This is a genomic window from Proteus genomosp. 4 str. ATCC 51469 (genome assembly GCF_003144375.1).
Lineage (GTDB): Bacteria > Pseudomonadota > Gammaproteobacteria > Enterobacterales > Enterobacteriaceae > Proteus.
The window spans coordinates 46,052-66,139 of record NZ_PENV01000013.1; the positions used below are offsets into that span (position 1 = coordinate 46,052).

The 20,088-nt window shown below is 38.0% G+C and carries 18 protein-coding genes; 6 read left to right on the forward strand and 12 right to left on the reverse strand.

Going from position 1 to position 20,088, the window contains the following annotated elements:
* Positions 1-856 precede the first annotated feature (856 nt).
* On the forward strand, positions 857-1,834 hold the full coding sequence (gene epmA, locus DK866_RS12720) for an elongation factor P--(R)-beta-lysine ligase (protein WP_109409212.1): 978 nt from the start codon (positions 857-859) through the stop codon (positions 1,832-1,834).
* Between the two features lie 43 nt (positions 1,835-1,877).
* On the opposite strand, the gene DK866_RS12725 is transcribed toward epmA, so the two are convergent.
* From DK866_RS12725 to glpT, 6 genes are all read right to left on the reverse strand, one after another.
* Positions 1,878-2,291, reverse strand: a complete 414-nt coding sequence (locus DK866_RS12725) for a hypothetical protein (protein WP_109409213.1) — start codon at positions 2,289-2,291, stop codon at positions 1,878-1,880.
* Complete coding sequence (locus DK866_RS12730) at positions 2,288-2,830, reverse strand: LemA family protein (RefSeq protein ID WP_109409214.1); 543 nt, start codon at positions 2,828-2,830, stop codon at positions 2,288-2,290. Before DK866_RS12730 ends, DK866_RS12725 begins: the two co-directional genes overlap by 4 nt.
* Positions 2,831-2,839: 9 nt before the next feature.
* Positions 2,840-3,913 carry a hypothetical protein gene (locus tag DK866_RS12735; RefSeq protein ID WP_109409215.1) on the reverse strand — a complete coding sequence of 358 codons (1,074 nt, stop codon included), beginning with the start codon at positions 3,911-3,913 and terminating at the stop codon, positions 2,840-2,842.
* A gap of 36 nt (positions 3,914-3,949) precedes the next feature.
* Entirely contained in the window at positions 3,950-4,507 is a 558-nt protein-coding gene (locus DK866_RS12740; RefSeq protein WP_072069826.1) for a LemA family protein, read from the reverse strand.
* 264 nt (positions 4,508-4,771) lie between these two features.
* Complete coding sequence (glpQ, locus tag DK866_RS12745; protein WP_109409216.1) at positions 4,772-5,851, reverse strand: glycerophosphodiester phosphodiesterase; 1,080 nt, start codon at positions 5,849-5,851, stop codon at positions 4,772-4,774.
* Between the two features lie 134 nt (positions 5,852-5,985).
* Complete coding sequence (gene glpT / locus DK866_RS12750; protein WP_109409217.1) at positions 5,986-7,338, reverse strand: glycerol-3-phosphate transporter; 1,353 nt, start codon at positions 7,336-7,338, stop codon at positions 5,986-5,988.
* Positions 7,339-7,718: 380 nt separating this feature from the next.
* Here glpT and glpA point away from each other — a divergent pair, with 380 nt between their 5' ends.
* The 3 genes from glpA to glpC are packed head-to-tail and all read left to right on the forward strand — an operon-like array spanning position 7,719 to position 11,864.
* Positions 7,719-9,377, forward strand: a complete 1,659-nt coding sequence (glpA, locus tag DK866_RS12755; protein ID WP_198624321.1) for an anaerobic glycerol-3-phosphate dehydrogenase subunit A — start codon at positions 7,719-7,721, stop codon at positions 9,375-9,377.
* Entirely contained in the window at positions 9,367-10,674 is a 1,308-nt protein-coding gene (gene glpB / locus DK866_RS12760; protein WP_109409218.1) for a glycerol-3-phosphate dehydrogenase subunit GlpB, read from the forward strand. The genes glpA and glpB overlap by 11 nt, the downstream gene beginning before the upstream one ends.
* Complete coding sequence (gene glpC, locus DK866_RS12765) at positions 10,671-11,864, forward strand: anaerobic glycerol-3-phosphate dehydrogenase subunit GlpC (protein ID WP_109409219.1); 1,194 nt, start codon at positions 10,671-10,673, stop codon at positions 11,862-11,864. The genes glpB and glpC overlap by 4 nt, the downstream gene beginning before the upstream one ends.
* A 181-nt stretch (positions 11,865-12,045) precedes the next feature.
* On the opposite strand, the gene DK866_RS12770 is transcribed toward glpC, so the two are convergent.
* From DK866_RS12770 to DK866_RS12780, 3 genes are all read right to left on the reverse strand, one after another.
* Entirely contained in the window at positions 12,046-13,191 is a 1,146-nt protein-coding gene (locus DK866_RS12770) for a phosphoenolpyruvate-utilizing N-terminal domain-containing protein (RefSeq protein ID WP_109409220.1), read from the reverse strand.
* 59 nt (positions 13,192-13,250) lie between these two features.
* Positions 13,251-14,354, reverse strand: a complete 1,104-nt coding sequence (locus DK866_RS12775) for a glycerol dehydrogenase (RefSeq protein WP_072069820.1) — start codon at positions 14,352-14,354, stop codon at positions 13,251-13,253.
* 365 nt (positions 14,355-14,719) lie between these two features.
* Positions 14,720-15,394 (reverse strand): 7-cyano-7-deazaguanine/7-aminomethyl-7-deazaguanine transporter, encoded by a 675-nt coding sequence (locus DK866_RS12780; protein WP_109409221.1) that lies wholly within the window; start codon positions 15,392-15,394, stop codon positions 14,720-14,722.
* Between the two features lie 205 nt (positions 15,395-15,599).
* On the opposite strand from DK866_RS12780, the gene tusA reads away from it, so the two are divergent.
* Complete coding sequence (gene tusA / locus DK866_RS12785) at positions 15,600-15,854, forward strand: sulfurtransferase TusA (RefSeq protein WP_036933135.1); 255 nt, start codon at positions 15,600-15,602, stop codon at positions 15,852-15,854.
* Between the two features lie 89 nt (positions 15,855-15,943).
* On the opposite strand, the gene DK866_RS12790 is transcribed toward tusA, so the two are convergent.
* Positions 15,944-18,355: a zinc/cadmium/mercury/lead-transporting ATPase gene (locus DK866_RS12790; protein ID WP_109409222.1), complete on the reverse strand. Its 2,412-nt coding sequence runs from the start codon at positions 18,353-18,355 to the stop codon at positions 15,944-15,946.
* Positions 18,356-18,535: 180 nt separating this feature from the next.
* Positions 18,536-19,162: a lysoplasmalogenase gene (locus tag DK866_RS12795; protein ID WP_109409223.1), complete on the reverse strand. Its 627-nt coding sequence runs from the start codon at positions 19,160-19,162 to the stop codon at positions 18,536-18,538.
* Between the two features lie 147 nt (positions 19,163-19,309).
* Between DK866_RS12795 and DK866_RS12800 the strand changes: the two genes are divergently transcribed.
* On the forward strand, positions 19,310-19,696 hold the full coding sequence (locus DK866_RS12800; protein ID WP_208624185.1) for a DUF2500 family protein: 387 nt from the start codon (positions 19,310-19,312) through the stop codon (positions 19,694-19,696).
* A gap of 80 nt (positions 19,697-19,776) precedes the next feature.
* Here the strand turns inward: DK866_RS12800 and DK866_RS12805 are convergent, their stop codons facing one another.
* Positions 19,777-20,073, reverse strand: a complete 297-nt coding sequence (locus DK866_RS12805) for a DUF1145 family protein (protein WP_109409225.1) — start codon at positions 20,071-20,073, stop codon at positions 19,777-19,779.
* Positions 20,074-20,088: the final 15 nt, after the last annotated feature.

Genomic DNA, 20,088 nt, shown 5'->3' on the forward strand with positions numbered 1-20,088 from the left:
AGCTATCCGTAACGAAATTGTTTCACTGCCTTGTGACTGCGCTTGATAACATCTTTATTATCATTGACTGTAATTTTAGTATAACGAAATGTGGGGCACCGAAATTTGATATGAATGATGGTTTTCCCGTATTTCGCAAAAAAAGTGTGATCCACACCAAGAATTCTGGGTTTTGATAATAAGAGCCCAGAGAAACTTGAGGATAAAATAGAATATATTTTTTTAAATTGAAAATTATAAATAGTAATGAATAATCTGTTTTTAAAGTATAGATAACTTTAATTGAAAATGACAAGGTTTTTTTGTTATTTATTGATTTTAAAGAGTAAAAGTTTTTACCTTTCCTTTGGCTAATTTAAATTAATAAAAAGTCATTCTGAAAATTAAAATAAATTTTTTACTATTTATCTAAAACAAATCGGTTTGTCTTGTTAATTGTTAATAAAATATTAATAATATTTCTAAAGGTTTTTAATACTCGTCAAAATACGCAAATTTAAATAGAAAGTTAACGTTGAAGTTAAAATGAGATTGGCTATTCAAATATAAGCATTGTGTTAGTTTATTGTTATTCGCAATTGAGAAAAAGAATTATTACAATTTACTTTTATTATAAAATAATAGCTAACGAGTTGTCTCTGGTACATTAGATTGATGTTTATTTCGACGATAAAAAGTGCCTTAAAGTAGATGTTTTGTAGAATTACATTTATTTGCCTTATGTGTTTTTACTTAAAAAACCATAAGGATAATGAATAAACATAAAATGAAACGCCTCTTTATTAGGGAGAAATTTGTCTGTTGAGGAGGATGCGAGTAAACTGCACGCTTTGTTTTCTGTTGGAGTTTTTCGTTCATGAGTGATATCGCGGATTGGCAGCCAAGCGCCTCAATCGCCAACTTACTGAAAAAGGCGAAAATAGTCAGTAATATTAGGCGTTTTTTCGCTGATCGTGGTGTGTTAGAAGTTGAAACACCTATGATGAGTCAGGCTACCGTTACCGATGTTCATCTTTTCCCATTTGAAACCCAATTTGTCGGGCCAGGTGCTTCACAAGGGCTAAAGCTTTATTTGATGACAAGCCCCGAATATCACATGAAGCGTTTATTAGCGGCAAACAGTGGGCCTATTTATCAAATGGGGCGTTGCTTCCGTAATGAGGAAGCCGGTAGATATCATAATCCGGAATTTACGATGCTAGAATGGTATCGCCCTTGTTTTGATATGTACCGGTTGATGAATGAAGTCGATGATTTATTGCAAGAAGTGTTAGATTGTGAAGCGTCAGAATCACTCTCTTATCAACAAGCATTCTTGCGCTATCTTGATATCGATCCTTTATCAGTTGATAAAGAAAAATTACGTGAAGTGGCCGCAAAACTAGATTTATCAAATATCGCAGAGACTGAAGAAGATAAAGATACACTGCTTCAGTTGCTATTTGTCTCTGGGGTTGAGCCACATATCGGTTTAGAAAAACCAACCTTTATCTATCATTTCCCTGCGTCACAAGCGTCATTAGCTGAAATTAGCTCAGAAGATCACCGTGTTGCAGAACGTTTTGAAGTCTATTTTAAAGGTGTGGAGTTAGCGAATGGGTTCCGTGAGCTAACGGATGCGCAAGAACAACGTCATCGCTTTGAACGTGATAATCGTCAACGAGTGGCAATGGGATTACCTGAGCAACCTATTGATGAGCGTTTTTTAGCTGCCCTTGAAGCAGGATTACCAGAGTGTTCTGGTGTTGCTTTAGGTGTCGATCGTCTCATTATGTTGGCTCTTGGTGTCGAGCGTCTTAGTGATGTGATTGCATTTCCTGTTTACAGGGCATAAACGTGATATTGATAGCGTAATAAAAGAGAGCTTAGGCTCTCTTTTATTTTTTTGATTTTCGGCTTTGTCTTCGTTTTTCTTCTGCTTCAAGCGCTTTTTCTTGAAACTTCGCAAATTTATTCCCTGTTACGTCTTTCATATAGCGATAATTAATAAACCAATACGTAATACATGAAAATAAAATAACCCACCAGACTAAGAGTAGTTTTAAGGCAGAGTTAACACCGAGTATTAAATTAAAACTAATCAAGACCATTAAGCTGACAAATACCGAGCTAAATAACCCACCTGCAATTTGTGGCATATATCTTTTTAAAGGAGTGATACTTATTAATGGCAAAATGATTGCCATTGAAAATAATGTACCAAAAGTGGCAAGCATAATAATCATGATGGGATCACCAAGACCCAATATCCAATCGGTAATACCAAAAAATGAAAAAGGAATTTCTATCATAAGTCTGTCTCCCTACTAGGATAGAAAAGAGGGATATCTTTAAAATTAAAAATCAATTTAAACAATACATTAGGGAAAATATGTATTTCAGTATTATAGAGTGTGACGGATTGATTAAAGAACTCACGTCTATCTGCAATACACTCTTCTAATTCTTTAGCTTGTGCTTGTAATATGTGTAAATTTTTTCCGCTGATAAGTTCAGGGTATTTTTCAGCAATGATGAGTGATTTTTTTATTTGAGGTAATAACTGATTTGCTAAATCAACTTTTTGGTCTAATACATCTGTGCGTAAATAGTGATCTCTATTTTCAGCTAATTTTTCAAATAAGATTTTCTCATGATCCATCGATTTTTGTGTAATTACTATCAACATGGGGATCAAGTCAGCTTGTTTTTTTAATAAAACATCAATATTTGCAAAGGCTTTATAGCAATTGTTCTTTAGCATCACCATATTGTTATAAATCATCACTAATTGGCGTATTAAAAAATAAACCAAAGCGAGAATAAAAATGATGAAAATAAGCCATTCCATATTAATCAATTACCAAGATGAAGAGGTGCTATTAAAATAAAGTGTTAGGATGCCGTTTTGGTAATCCATTGGTACCACCAGAATGGATAAGATAACAAAAAGAGCAATAATAACGATGATAGCCGAGTTACGACGAAAGGGGCGAGCTTTGTTCCAACTAACAACATAATCTTGTGGGGATAAACCTAATAGATAGTGAGGAGCATTATGTGTGATAACAACTTCATCATTGATAGGCTCTGCATTCCCTATCAATAAATAAGTGGTATCAGCTTCTAAAATGTACTCCTTAAAACGTTTATTGTTATATTCCAGATCTTGGTGGGGATCGATGCCAAGATGAACTAAAGGTTTATCAGCTGCAAGAATTTGAACTGAGCCGGTATCATCTGTCATAGTGAAATTGTTGATCTTTTTGTCACAGAGTGTTTGGCGATAGCTTTTCTTACCTTCTTTATCTGTCGATATGTCATATTCATAATAGCAGTAGCCATAGCACTCTTTTTTACCTAGGCGACTCGTTAATTTTTTACCCGCAGTTATCTTGCCTTCAATTTCAACCAGCCCAATGGCTAAAGAGCGAATTTTAGATGTCGCTAGAATTTTTTGAAAACGTAAAAAACGCTTTTCAGGTGTTTTTTTGGCAATTTGATAAACGAACATTAAAACGAAACTTAAAAAGAACAATCTATGGTCAATAAAAAAGCCAAAGCTTAAACAGAGCAGTAAAAGGCTAATAAATACGGTGTTAATAAGTGCCGAAAATTTAGACTCACCTTCCATTTGTAATTGATGATAATTTTTTATCGCTTTTTCACCAATATTTCCAATATGATTTGAAATACCATAGGAAAATATCAAAATGACAGCGAATGCAATACAGGAGATAAGATTAACAACAGAGTCTTCACCGCTAGGATAAAGGCCATTTTCTCGCGAAAAAAACAGATAATTTCCAGCCACAAACGCTATCCCTAAAAAGGGAACAATACCTAAGTTGTTCTTCTTTTTTTGAGCACGTTTACTGCGTAAAAAATAGATTAATGCACCTACGGTACAGCCGATAAAAAAATAAATTAACACTGCAATTTATCCTTAATGCGGTTATTTAACTCATTGTTATTTAAAATGAATACCATCAAATTTCATTTCTTCTTTTGGTATTTCTAACAATTGCATGCGTTCAAAGCGGAAAAGGCCAGCAATTAAGCTATCAGGAAACATCTCTATTGCGGTGTTGTAGTTGGTGGTTGCATCATTAAAGCCTTCACGACGTTGAGCAATTTTATTTTCTACATCACTAACACCGGTTTGAAGTAGTGCTAATTGTTCACCAGAAATTAACGTCGGATAATTTTCAGCAAGGGCAATCATGCCTCGTAGTGCTGTATTCATCTCATTTGATGCGCTGATTTTTTCATTAATATTTTGCGCTTTAAAGTAGCGTTGTCTTGCGTCGCTTAATGCAATAAATACACTTTTTTCGTGTTCCATTGCTTTTTCAGCTACCGCCATTAATTGAGGAATTTGGTCTGCTCTCTGTTTTAAAATAACATCAATGTTTGCAAATTGATTACTGACTTGATTGCGTGTCGCAATAAGACGGTTATAAATTGAAATACCCCAACTAATAAAAAGAACGATAAGAACGAGTAAAATAATGGCCATTATTGTCATTGTGATCCCTTCTTCTAAGTATTTAAGAAATGATGATAGCTAACTTAAAAAGTTATTTTGGTTTTTTAATTAAATTATTAGAGTAACTTAGATAAAGATGAAGAAATATACAATCAGAAAGGGCGCAAATATCCTATTTCAAGTTGCAGCATTGGTGACAGTGTTCACTCGCACTAACCACATACTAATGTATGCCTAGTATCTCATTCACTTGTCGCCTAGCTGCACCTTGAATTATTTAGAGCGTAAATAAAATGCGATGATTTATTTAGCTTGTTTTTGTAAGAACTTAACCCCTAAATCAGGGAAGTCTGTAAAGACACCTTCTGCACCCGCTTGGTTATAAATGATGTCGTAAAGTTGATCACCATCTTTTGCGTATTTAGGAAGTTTATCAATACGAACAGTAAACGGATGAATGGTCAATTTATTCGCATGAGCATCAGCAGACATACCCGTTAAGGTAATTTTTTCTGGTGTTGAGTTTTCTTCCACTAACATATGGTAATCAGGGCCAATTCCATCAGCATAAGTGGCAATCTCTTTCATTGCACCCGGCTTAAACATCCATTCATAGCTGTAGTTTGTCCATGTACCGTCAGGCTGTTTCTCATAAGTCTCATTCCAGTCGGTATAAGCAATTAACTGAACGAGTTTTAAGTCCATGCCCATTTTTGGCATTAATTCTGTTTTGATGCGTTTTAGGTCGTTAGCATCGAATGATTGTAGATAAACATTGTCGGTTTTTTTCGTATAACCGTACTGTTTAAGTACTTCCAGCACTTTGGTGGTAATGTCTTTACCTTCTTGTTCATGAAACCAAGGTGCTTTAATTTCAGGGTAAATACCAATATCTTGGCCTGTTGATTTGTTTAGGCCTTGGATAAATTCAATTTCTTCTTGGAAAGTATGTACACGAAAATCCGATTTACCCATAGGGAAACGGTTTGGGTAACTTTGGACCTTTTTACCATCAACAATGTCAAAACCTTCGGTAAATTTCAGCCCTTTAATTTCCTCAAGCGTAAAATCGATAGCATAGTAACGGCCATCTTTTCTTGCTCTATCAGGATAACGATCAGCCACATCTGTTACACGATCAAGATAGTGGTCATGTAAAACAACTAATTCGTTGTCTTTGGTCATCACCAAGTCTTGCTCTAGATAATCTGCGCCTTGGGCATAAGCTAATGCTTTGGCAGGAAGCGTATGTTCAGGCAAATAACCACTTGCACCACGGTGAGCGATAACAACCTTATCGCTTGCCGCTTGTGCAATTGCACTTAAGGATAGAGTTAAAAGAACGCCTGCAACTAACGGTTTTATTCTAAAAGATGTACTCATAAAGCAGCTCCATTTTAATCCTACGTACAATAAAGTTATGTACAGTTGGCAATAAAAAAGCCACATCAAAACAGTTGATGTGGCTTGGTTTTAGAGATGAGATTTAACTAATTTCATAAATAATCAGTTAGCGATTATTCGTACTTCTGAAGCATTTCACGTTTGTGTTTGGTTTCAGTAACCATCACGATAAGTAATAACACAACAGACAGTGCACTACCGCCGATCATGACCATAAAGCCACCATCCCAGCCGAAGTAGTCAACTGTGTAACCTACGATAGCACTCGCTGCAACAGAACCACCTAAGTAACCGAATAGACCGGTAAAGCCTGCTGCTGTACCTGCTGCTTTTTTCGGTGCAAGCTCAAGAGCATGCAGACCAATCAACATAACAGGACCGTAGATTAAGAAACCGATAATTAACATACACGCCATATCAACATTCGGGTTACCCGCTGGGTTCATCCAGAATACGATAGTTGCGATAGTAACTAAGGTCATGAAGAACACACCTGTTGCACCACGGTTACCTTTGAACACTTTATCTGACATCCAACCACACAGCAGTGTGCCCGGAATACCTGCGTATTCGTATAAGAAGTAAGCCCATGATGATTTATCCATTGCGAAGTGTTTTACTTCACGCAGATAAGTTGGTGACCAGTCCAGCACGCCGTAACGTAGTAAGTAAACGAACACGTTCGCAATCGCAATCATCCACAGAAGTTTGTTAGGGAACACATACTTCATAAAGATTTCTTTTGCAGTCAGTTCTTGTTCGTCAGTTTCCTTATAATCAGGTGGATAGTCGTTTTTGTACTCTTCGATTGAAGGTAAACCACATGATTGAGGGGTATCGCGCATTAATGCGAATGCAATCATTGCAACTAAAATTGCTGCAAATGCTGGCATATATAACGCTGCTTTCCAGTCGTTAAACCACGCCATACCTAATAAGAATAGTAATGGAGGTAAGCCACCGCCGACGTTATGCGCACAGTTCCAAATTGAAACGATACCGCCACGTTCTTTCTGTGACCACCAGTGCACCATGGTACGTCCACAAGGAGGCCAACCCATACCTTGGAACCAACCACAAAGGAACAACAGAACGAACATAATCATAATGCTCGAAGTTGCCCATGGCACAAAGCCCATAAATATCATCACTACAGACGCTAAAATAAGACCTGCTGGTAAGAAATAACGTGGGTTAGCACGGTCAGAGAATGAGCCCATGATAAACTTAGAGAAACCATAAGCAATTGAGATCCCTGATAAAGCAAAACCTAGGTCACCTTTAGAAAAACCTTCTTCTACGAGGTAAGGCATTGCTAATGCAAAGTTTTTTCTTACTAAATAATAAGCAGCATAACCGAAGAAAATCCCCATAAAGATCTGCCAGCGTAGGCGACGATAGACGGGATCTATCTGCTCTTTTGGCAAACGCGCTTTATGTGGCGCAGGTCTAAACAGACTTAACATATTAGCCTCCGATGGCTTTTATTTTAATATGTTGATATTAAATAATGACAAAACGAACAGTGAAATTATCAAAAAATTTTCTTTAACGAACTTAATAGTAAACTTATACAATCAAATTTACTGTGAGGTATTACTCAGTTGTCGAATAATTTTTCAAGATGTGCAATTTTGAGTGATATGTTAACTTTATCAAATACTTTTTGTTAAATAATTTGTGATTAGTATCACAGATGTGGTTTTAATTTTTCACTCGTGAGCGTTTCTCTTTCGTTTTTGCTCATTATCAAACATTAACCACACTTTTTGTGTATCTTATACACTATAATTAACGCTAAAGAATAATTAAGCGTTTGCTGAATGTAATGTGAGAGGGCATCTCTATGATGAGCGGTTCACCAGTGACAGAAACTGATGTCATTATTATTGGCGGAGGAGCAACCGGTGCAGGCATGGCAAGAGACTGTGCACGCCGTGGATTACGTTGCGTCCTGCTTGAAAGACACGATATTGCAACCGGTGCAACCGGTCGAAATCATGGGTTGTTACACAGTGGTGCGCGTTATGCAGTAACCGATCCTGAGTCAGCGCGTGAGTGTATTGAAGAGAATATGATCTTAAAACGGGTCGCTCGTCATTGTGTAGAAAAGACGGATGGCCTTTTTATTACCCTACCCGAAGATTCTCTAGAGTTTCAACAGACTTTTATTCAAGCTTGCCAAGCTGCAGGTATTGATGCTCAAGCGATTTCACCCGAAGAAGCTATTCGCTTAGAGCCTTCTGTTAATCCGAATCTAATCGGTGCAGTTAAAGTACCTGATGGAACAGTTGATCCGTTTCGTTTAACCGCAGCAAATATGTTAGATGCTCGCGAACATGGTGCACAAGTCCTGACCTATCATGAAGTCGTTGGTCTTATTCGTGAAGGTGATCGTGTTAAAGGTGTCAAAGTTTACGATCATCAAACGAAAAGAATGTACGAAATTCGCGCACAAATTGTGGCGAATGCTGGCGGTATTTGGGGACAAAAAATTGCTGAATACGGTGAGTTAAAAGTTCGAATGTTCCCAGCAAAAGGGGCATTACTGATTTTGGGTCATCGTATTAACAATATGGTGATCAACCGTTGTCGTAAACCTGCGGATGCCGATATTTTAGTACCTGGCGATACGATTTCATTAATTGGTACAACTTCAACACGCGTACCTTACGATGAAATTGACAATATGTATGTCACTCCTGAAGAAGTCGATATTCTTATTCGTGAAGGTTCAATGTTAGCGCCAAAACTGGCTCAAACTCGAATTCTACGTGCTTATGCTGGTGTACGTCCTTTAGTGGCAAGTGATGATGATCCGTCAGGTCGTAATGTTAGCCGTGGTATTGTTTTACTCGACCATGCGCAACGTGATGGATTAGAAGGCTTTATTACCATTACGGGCGGTAAATTAATGACTTACCGTTTAATGGCCGAATGGGCGACAGATAAAATCTGTGAGAAATTAAATGTTTCTGCAAAATGTACCACTGCAGAAGAGGCATTACCTGGCTCTCGCCAATCAGCAGAGCAAGCATTACGTAGCGTTGTTTCATTACCTGCACCAATTCGTGGTTCAGCGGTTTATCGTCATGGTGATTTAGCGAATAAATTACTGAGCAATGAACGTATTGATAAAAGCTTAGTATGTGAATGTGAAGCGGTAACGGCAGCTGAAGTTCGCTATGCGGTTAACTCTTTAACGGTTAATAACTTACTTGATTTACGTCGTCGTACTCGTGTGGGTATGGGAACTTGCCAAGGTGAACTCTGTGCTTGTCGTGCCGCTGGATTATTAAACCGTTTACAAGTTACTACTCCTCATGAATCAGAGCAGCAACTTGCTCATTTTCTGAATGAGCGTTGGAAAGGTATTCGACCAATTGCTTGGGGCAATGCATTACGTGAAAGTGAGTTTACCAGTTGGGTTTATCAAGGTTTATGTGGTTTAGATGCAGATATGATTGAAAAAACAGCTTCAGCGGAGGCAGATAATGAAATTTGACGTCATCATTATAGGTAGCGGACTGGCAGGATTAACTGCTGGTATTCGTCTTGCCGAAGCCGGTAAGTCTTGTGCAATCATTAGTAATGGTCAAAGTGCGTTGCATTTTTCATCAGGTTCATTGGATTTATTAACTCATCTACCTGATGGAACTGCGGTGACTCAACCTAAAAAAGCACTGGCAACATTAGCAGAGTTAGCGCCAAAACACCCGTATAGCCGTATTGGTGAGATACAAGTTTCAACTTTAATCGAACAAGCTCAGGCATTGTTGGCAAGTACAAGTGGTCTTGAGTATCAAGGTAATGGTGATGAAAACCATTATCGTATTACGCCAGTAGGGCGCTCTCGTATGAGTTGGATGAGTCCAAAGCGAGTTCCTATTCATGGTATTGATAAAGCATTGCCGTGGAAAAAACTAGCTGTGGTAGGAATTGAAGGTTTCTTAGATTTTCAACCACAATTTGCAAGCAACACGCTTAATGAGCAAGGTGTTGAAGCTATTCCTTATCATATCCACTTACCGTTATTAGATAGATTGCGTGATAATCCAAGTGAATTTAGAGCAGTTAATATTGCACGTTATTTAGATAAACCAGAAAACACACAAGCATTAGCTGAAGAACTGAAAAAGCACATTGATGACAGTGTTGAGGCGATTATTTTACCTGCATGTATTGGGCTTGATGCTGAAGAGCCAGTGACATTACTGCAACAGTTAGTAGGTAAAACGATTTGTCTATTACCAACATTGCCACCTTCTCTATTAGGAATTCGTCTACATCAAGCATTAAAACTGCGTTTTCAAAAAGCGGGCGGTTTAATTATGCCTGGTGATCGCGCGGAGGAAGTTGACTTAGTGGGTAACACTGTTACAGGCGTTCATACTAGAAATCACACTGATATTCCTATTCGCAGTGAGCATGTGGTGTTAGCAACGGGAAGCTTTTTCAATAATGGCTTAATTGCCGAATTCGATCGTGTTTATGAGCCTTTAATGGAGCTGGATTTGTTAGAGACATTACCTCGTAATGAGTGGACACAAGAGAATGTCTTTGCGAAACAGCCTTATATGCGCTTTGGTGTTAATACCGATAGCCAATTAAGGCCCATGAAATATGGTGAAGTATTAGACAATGTTTATGCTGTGGGCGCTGTGTTAGGTGGATTTGATCCGCTAAATGAAGGTTGTGGTGCTGGTGTTTCAATGATTAGCGCTCTTTATGCCGCGCAACAAATTTTACAGCATCATAAATCAGAACAGACCACATCTGCGGTTGTGGAGGCAGCACAATGAGTTTACAAGATAACAGTTTTGAAGCTTGCATTAAGTGTACAGTTTGTACAACTTATTGCCCTGTTGCAAAAGTGAATCCACTTTATCCTGGGCCTAAACAAGCAGGCCCTGATGGCGAGCGTTTACGCTTGAAAGATCCGATGCTTTATGATGAAGCATTGAAATATTGCACTAACTGTAAGCGTTGTGAAGTCGCATGTCCGTCAGATGTAAAAATTGGTGATATTATTTCGCGTGCGAAACTGAACTATAACACCAAAACACCTAAAATTCGGGATGCTATTTTAAGTCATACGGATTTAATGGGAACATTATCAACGCCAATGGCGCCGATAGTAAATACTATTACCGGATTAAAACCAGTCCGTAAAATCTTGGATAAAGCGCTTAAAATCGACCATCGTCGTGAATTACCAAAATACTCTTTTGGTACATTTAGAACATGGATGAAAAAGCAGGTTGAAGAGCAGGCGCGCTTTAAAGATCAAGTTGCCTTCTTCCATGGTTGTTATGCTAACTATAACCACCCACAATTAGGGAAAGATTTAGTTAAAGTATTCAACAAAATGGAGATCGGCGTTCAGTTATTAAAACGCGAAAAATGCTGTGGTGTTGCATTAATTGCGAATGGTTTTGTTAAACAAGCCAAAAAACAAGCCGCTGTGAACCTTGAATCGCTGACAGAAAAAATTGTTGAAAACAATATTCCTGTCGTTGCAACATCATCAACCTGTACCTTCACTATTCGTGATGAGTATGAACATATCCTTGATGTTGATACATCAAAAGTACGTGAAAATATCGAATTAGCGACACGTTATATTTATCGCTTACTAGAAGAGGGTCGTGAATTACCACTGAAACATACCCCGTTAAAAGTGGCATATCACACCCCTTGTCATATGGAAAAAATGGGATGGACAGCATATTCCATTGATTTAATTAAACGTATCCCTGGTGTTGAGGTGATTGTTCTTGATTCTCAATGCTGTGGTATTGCCGGAACTTACGGTTTTAAATCTGAAAATTACGATGTTGCTCAAGGCATTGGTGCGGGCTTATTCCGTCAAATTGAAGAGAGTGGTTGTGATTTAGTTATTACAGACTGTGAAACTTGTAAATGGCAAATAGAAATGTCAACAACGAAAAAATGTGAACACCCCATTAGTTTATTGGCAAGAGCATTATAAGTATTGCCTATTAGATAATAAAAAAGTAATTGATTACTAAGATAGCAAGCAGCTAGGGAATAAAAGAGGATCTTTTATTCCCTTTTTTTATTTTTAATAAAAAAACATGTGAAATATAAGAAATTAAGCAAATTAAATAACCTGATATTGTGTAGCACAGGTTATTTAAATACTTTTATTTTTAATGAGAGATATAGGTGTTTTGATAAAGCCAAATATTTTGGACTTTTTTAAGTGTGATATTTTGCCCATCAGTCAGCGATAATGCCTGTTTTCCTGCCTCATTAATAATGGGGATATCTAATGCATTCGCTAATACGGTTGTGTTAGATAGTGGATTCCCATGGCTTAATAAAATCCCTTTAATTTTATGGGTATCAAGTGCGATTAATGTTGATGGATGAAGTTGTTTTGTCACTAGAATAGCATTTGGGTAAGGAGGAGGCGTTATTGGTGGTGGTGCTGACGTCAAATAGCGTAGTAATCGAGATAAAATATCATCTAAATCACTTTCTCTGGCACGCATATTATCATCATCCATTTGTGCATAAGTATCTATTAAATCAATAAATGTCTGTTGTAGGGCAAACTCAGCATTACAGTGATGTTTACTTATCATGCTACATACAGTTAGTTGTAATTCAGCATTTTCTAATAAGAAACGATGACTAGAAAAAATATGAGTATATTGTTCGCCAATCTTGCGATAGGTTTCTTCGGTTAACCAGTCTATATCTTTTTTTGAACACTCAATCGCTTTAACTAAGCGTTTCTGCTCTTCGAGTAATAAATGAGAAGATATTTTTTTTCTAGGGATAACAAAGCGATGATAAGGGTAGAGCCAAACAGGCGCTGTGATAATTCTAATAGGTTCGTAATTGGTATTTTTGGGGTGAATGTTAAAGTTAGGGAGATTTTCCCCTAATTGAAGTTTCTTTATCGTAATGGTTTTATGTGCTGCTTTTTCTGCTTCTTCAAGGGATGCGCCGAGCGCAATGCTATTGGCTGCCGCTAGTGTTCCCTCAACAATAGGAGCAGAGCTTAGTGCTACATTTGCTGCAACGGCATGTTCAAGATTTGCGATTGCAAGTGCGGCATTTTGCGCTGAGTGATAAGTATCGAGTAAAACGAGTACACCTTGCTTGCTATAACACTTTTTGATTGCTGTGAGTATAGTTTCTGGAGACACTTCATTTGTGAGATCTAAAGGTGTTTGATTATTGGTCGCAATGGCAATTTTTACTTGGCGATCTACAGTCTGATTAACGAGTTCTTTTATACCATTGGCAAGCGTAAGGCTTTTTGAAACTAATACGATACTGACCATAAAACACCCTTTTTTATGAATACAAACAGGGAGATAAAGACTCCCTGTTTACTCAGGCTTTAATAAAGCCATTCCCGTCCTAATTGGTCGGCAGTTAAAATTGCGGCGTAAACCTTATCTGAATCAACATCAAACGGCATGTTATAAATTGTCTCTCCTTCAGCACAACTTAACTCAGCCACTGCCATGATTTTTTCATTCAGTTCATCACCTGTGGCATTGATACCCAATTCTTCTAAGGTGACAGGTAATCCCACTAAAATACAGAAGTCGAGAAACTCTTCTAATTCTTCTAATGGGCTATTTTCTAACACTAATTGCACTAATGTACCAAAGGCAACTTTTTCGCCATGATACATATGGTGACACTCTTCTAGTGCAGTAAATCCATTATGAATGGCATGAGCTGCAGCAAGGCCCGCACTTTCGAAACCAATACCACTTAGGAATGTATTGGCTTCGATAATATTTTCGACAGCCGTTGTACAAACTCCTCGGCTAACCGACAGTTTTGCTTTATAGCCATCTTCTAAAAGAGTGTTATAGCAAAGTTCAGCCAGAGCAAGCGCTGCAAGCGTTGACTTACCCCCTGCCATAGTTTGTTTTTGTGCGTTGCTACAGGCTCTCGCTTCAAAGTAAGTCGCTAAAGCATCCCCCATACCTGCAACTAATAAACGGGCAGGCGCAGAGGCGATAACATTAGTATCCATAACAACCACATCAGGGTTGGTTGGGTAAAATAGATAACTATCAAATGCACCGAGTTCTGTATAAATAACAGAAAGGGCGCTGGTTGGCGCATCAGTAGAGGCAATGGTAGGGGATATCACGACTGGGAGCTGGCATTTATAAGCAACAGCCTTGGCGGTATCGAGTGTTTTACCACCACCAACGCCGATGATCACAAGCGATGCTTGGGCTTTTGCGAGTTCGGATAAACGATTAATTTCGTTATGTGTACACTCACCATTAAACAGTTCAAAGTGCCCATTCACTTCATATTGAGACATACTGTCTTTAACGGTACTGCCGACTAATTCCATGACAAATTTATCAGCAATAATCAATGCTCTATTGCCAAAAGGCTTCGCGTACTTACCAATATGAAATAACGCATCAGGCCCTTGAATATATTTAGCGGGGGATTGAATAACTTTTAACATAATAGACTCCTACTATTCGCAAAAGAGAGTAAAAAATCCTTATGGTGGGGCTCGTCATCCCAACAGACATATAACAATATGGAGACGATCCAAGAATACATTAACAGTTTAATAGGTGAATAAAATAATTTATTGTAAATAATTAATAGATTTTATATTAGCATGCAAAAAACATAGTAATAATGATATTTAAGCAATATTTTGTGAGTTGTTTAACTAATCACGCTAATTAATTACGGTGTGAAATATTTACATTAAATAATAAAACATTTTAATCAGAATAAAGCTTCATAAAATTGAGTTATGAAGCTTTATTATTGGAATAATGACATTAATTTCATTATTATTTTGCGAGGTGTGCCTGATTATGAACGGATCTCAGCATAATCTTGTTTTTGATTTTCTTGTGCGAAAAAGTGACGCAAAATGAAATTCAATAGAACGCCATAAGCAGGCAAGAAAAACAGCATACAAATGGTTAATTTAAACACATAGTCCACTAAGGCGATTTCTACCCAATTTTCTGCCATAAAGGCGTCAGTGCTACGGTAAAACGCAATAAAGAAGAAGGCCAGTGTGTCGAGTAAATTACCAAAGAACATTGCTGCACTTGGCGCAACCCACCATTTTTGTTGTTGTCTTAAACGATTAAAGACAGACACATCCATGATTTGACCTAACACATAAGCCATAAAGCTTGCTGTCGCAATTCTTGCCACCATGATATTAAAATCAGCTAATGAGGCAAATCCCTGCCAACTGCCTTGGAAAAAAAGCGTTGAGATCAGGTAAGAAATTGCCAATGCAGGTAGCATAACAGCGGTAATAATGCGTCTGGCAAGTGGTGCGCCATAAATACGAACCGTTAGATCTGTTGCCAGAAAAATAAACGGAAAGGTAAAGGCACCCCAAGTGGTATGGAAACCAAAAATGGAGATAGGTAACTGCACAAGATAGTTACTAGAGGTAATTATCAAGATGTGGAACAAAGAAAGCCATAACAGCGCCACCGCTTTTTGGCGGGGAGTAAACGTATACATAAATTGTACCTTTTTAGTGATTGGGGTGAGGGAACCCAATAAAACAGTGATTTCTCTCTTAAATGAGAGGATGCGCATAATACGCTGGTTGCGCAACAAAAGCAAAGGTTGGGGAAAATCCCCTTGCGTTTAATGTGCCGTGATGTGAACACGAAAGAGAGATATAATAATAGCATCTGTCAGTGTAAGAAAAATGGTTAATAGAATGAATGCTCAATTTGACGATGCAACTAAAACATTAGATACGCTAGGGCTACGTTGCCCAGAGCCTGTGATGTTAGTGCGTAAAACCATAAGAAATATGGCATTAGGTGAGACGTTATTAGTGATTGCTGATGATCCTGCGACTGTGCGTGATATTCCAGGCTTTTGCCGTTTTATGGAACATGATTTATTAAATCAAGAGACACAATCTGCACCATATCGTTATCTTATTCGTAAAAAAGAGAGCAATTTGTAATTTATGCTGTAAATATTGCTAATCTTAACGCTAAAAAATAACCCAAACTCCAGATTAACTGAGGTTTGGGTTTTGTTATTTTAACGTGCTTACTCTTTATGTGAGGCGTTAATTTTTACTCTTAATAGTCTTACTGCATTGGCTGTAACCAGTGCTGTTGCGCCGGAGTCAGCAAGAACAGCAACCCAAAGTCCTGTAATTCCTAATAAGCTTGTTACTAAAAATATCGCTTTTAAACCAAGTGCTATCGTAATGTTTTCACGGATGATTTTACGTGTCGCACGAGATAGCTTAATAATTTCAGGTAAGCCCGTTAAGCGGTTATGTGTCAAGGCTGCATCAGCCGTTTCAAGTGCAACGTCAGTACCGCTTCCCATTGCAACACCAATAGTTGCTGCCTTCATTGCTGGTGCATCATTGATACCATCACCCACCATCATTGTGTTATGCGTTTTACTGATTTCCATTACTGAAGTCACTTTATCTTCAGGTAGCAATCCTGCTCGGAAATCCATACCCAGTTTTTTCGCAATAGCCGCGGCTGCTCTTGGATTATCACCCGTTAGCATAACGGCATTGATGTTCATTTCTTTCAATAACTTCATTGATTCAACAGCATCATTGCGTAAGGTATCTTGCATAGCAATAACACCGATAAGCTGACTCTCTTTTAATACAACAACCACGGTTTTACCTTCATCTTCAAGGCGTGCAACTTCTTGTTGCCACTGAGAAGAGAGTGATGTGTTATCTGATAACTGAGCTGGTGCACTTACTAGAATATGTTGGCTATTTAAATAACCTTCAATGCCTTTGCCCGCTAAGGCTTTGCGATCTTCAGCCTCAACAACAAGTACATCGTTTTCTTGCGCCTTATTGATAATAGCTTTTGCTAATGGGTGATGAGAGCCAATTTCTACGGATGATGCAAAAGTTAGGACATCTTTTTCATTAAACCCAGTTTCAGCTACAACATCAGTAACTTGAGGTTTCCCTTCTGTTAATGTGCCAGTTTTATCTAGTGCGATAGTATTAACTGTACCCAATTGTTCTAATGCTGCGCCACCTTTGATAAGTGCTCCGCGTTTAGTTGCTGCTGCTAATGCTGAAGTGATAGCAGCGGGTGTTGAGATAACTAAAGCACAAGGACAACCAATCAATAATAGTGTTAAGCCGCGATAAATCCATGTTTCCCAAGGTTGTGAGAACAACAATGGTGGAACAATAATAACCAGCGCAGAGAACAACATAATCGCAGGTGTATAGTAACGGCTAAAACGGTCAATAAAGCGTTCAATTGGCGCTCTACGCTCTTCAGCTTCTTCAATCAATTGCAAAATACGGTCAATAGCATTTTGCCCTTGTTCAGATACCACTTTCATTTGCACTGATCTATCAACAGATAAACAACCCGCAGCCACTTTTTCGCCTTGCAAACGCTCTACTGGTACAGATTCACCGGTTAATGCACTTTCATCAAAACTTGCAAATGTACTGACTAATTCAGCATCTGTTGGCAAACGTGAACCTGGGGCGATTTCGATAATATCGCCAGGGCGTAGTTGCGCAACAGGAACTGTTTGTTTTTTGCCATCTTTGATTAATGTTGCTTCTTCTGGCACTAGCGCCATTAATGCACTTACACCACGACGAGCACGACCTGCTGCGTAAGACTCTAACATCTCACCAATCATAAACAGCAAAATAACCATTGCTGCTTCTTCGGTAGCATTAATAAATAGTGCACCAATTGCGGCAACGCTCATTAATGTTTCGATAGCAAATGGTGTGCCACTGCGAATAAGTTGTAAGGACTTTTTCACAATGGGGAATAAACCAATTAAAGTTGTTGCGATAAAGGCTGCACGACCCGCTTGAGGATCAATAAATTCTGTACCCCAGCTAATCGCCATTAAAAGTGCCAACACAATAACAAATGAACTTTCTTTTAAGAGGCTTTGCTTAGCCACTTTTTGAGATTGAGGTGAAGATAGGTCAAAAAGCTCAAAGCCTGCACTGTTAATTGCGGCAATGACATCAGCGCGTAAATCACTATCCGCATCAACGACCAGTTTTTCAGTGGTAAAAAGCACTTTTGCTTGTTTTACACCTGTGACTTTGAGTGCTGCGGTTTCAATTTTTTGAGCACAACTTGGGCAATCCATTCCTTGTACTTTCCAGCTAAAGCGTTGTTGTGCAATTTTTTCTGGCTCAATGTTAGAAACAGGAGCGTTGATATCACAGCTTCCATGAGCATGGTTATGCCCATCATGGTTATGATCGTGTCCATCATGATCATGTTGGTGAACATGTTCGTGGGAGTGTCCGTGGTGATGCTCATCCTCACATTCAGGATCACTTTTGTCTATCTTGGTATGAGAATGTCCACTTTCAGTACGTGAGTGCGTACTATTCTCTGAGTGGCCTGAACAGCATTGAGAACTTGAGCAACAAGCATCGGTATGTTTATGATTATCGTGTTGATGAGCATGTTTAGTCATAACTGGCTCTCCTTGTTCAACGAAGTAAAGTTCTAAAATCATTTATTTGATAAGTACTTTACAGCTTGGAGTAGAGTCCAGAGTCAAGATGTGCGACAGAAATTAATTGGCAAAAAGTGCGAATTAAATTAGAAGTCTAGCCCCTTGATTTAAATGTTTAAACCAAGGGGTTGATGAAAACTAAAGGAATAAGGCTCTAACAATAAAGAAGTGCCCAATAAAATAACAGGCACTGACAAGACCTTTTGAGGCTGAAAATGAGAAGCGGAAGCGGTTGATTAACCATATTGAGTAAGCAATCACTAACAATAATGATCCGATCATCACTGATAAGTTGTAATCATTGCTTAAGTAGAAGAATTTTTCACCAGCCACCCAGAACATAGCAAATGCAGCTAATAAAGTTAGGGAGGCTGGAATAGCTAATTTATCGAGCTTAGTCCAAACAATGGCTAAAATGATAATGAAAGCAAGAATAACGAACCCAAGTAAAGGAAGATAAAATGAGAGTTGTAAAGGGAGTAAAAAACTCACCATATAAAGAATATAGCTTAGAAAAATCAATGCGAAAGATGGTAGTAAATACTTACCATCAAATATTCTTAGAATATCAGAAAGTAGTGTCGCTAATAATGCACAAACAATCAGGTAGCTATTAATGTTGTGTTCGGGAACTTGCCATGCCCAAAGTAATAAAAGAAGTAGCGTGATAGGACGGAATAACCATCGTTGCCAATTCGGCCCACGATATGCCGCATCAATATAAAGCCATCCGGAGAATAATACCGCGAGAAAAGGCCAACTCATAATATCTTCCTTATATTCAGAACTGTTTTATTATTCATAACAGAAAGCTTAATTTAAGAATAGCGGTTAATGACGAAACTGACGGACTTATTAAAATAATATAAAGCACACTACTTTTTAATCCATATAACGATAGGAATTAATGTAATGAATAAAGCAGCGATTATCGGTATTGCAGTACTGATTATAATTATCGCATCGGCAACTTATCGTTTTTTTGAACAGCGAAAACAACGAATAAGTGACGATAACTCACCTGTAAAACTTTATATGGTTGAAGTCATTGATAAAAAAGAAATTGTGGCTAATGAACGACGCTCAAGAGAAAATGATGTGAATGGCCCAGAAACAACCCATTATTATCAAGTGACCTTTCGTTTAACCACTGATGAACGTAAAGATTTGGTCTTGAATATTGATAAATCATCTTATCAAAATATCGAACCTGAAATGAAAGGACGTTTATTTATGCAAGGCAGTCGTTTTGTACAGTTTGAAACAGATATGCCAATCGATGAGCAAAGTAATAAATAAGTGAAAGTGTTGATAAGATTGGCAACCTCTGGGGTAGATGGGTAACCCCAGATAATTGCGAGGGTATACGAAGATCACAGCTATTGTTTTGTTTTATTTTTCTGTTTTTCTTCGTATTCTTTTCGTAACTCTTTTTGTATTTTTAATAATTCAAAAATACCAAAGAAGAAAATACGAAATTGCAATCCAGTGGAGGGTTTTTGATCTTTAGGTTGCCCTGCTTTATACATGACAATTTGTAATCCATGCATAATTACCATAAAAATCAATGCAATATCCATAAAGTATTTTAATGGCTTAGGAAAAGGGGAAATAATATTTAAAAATAGAAAGCCCCAAACGCCGACCATTAAAAATCGGCCAAAAAAGATTAACATAACAACTCCATAAAA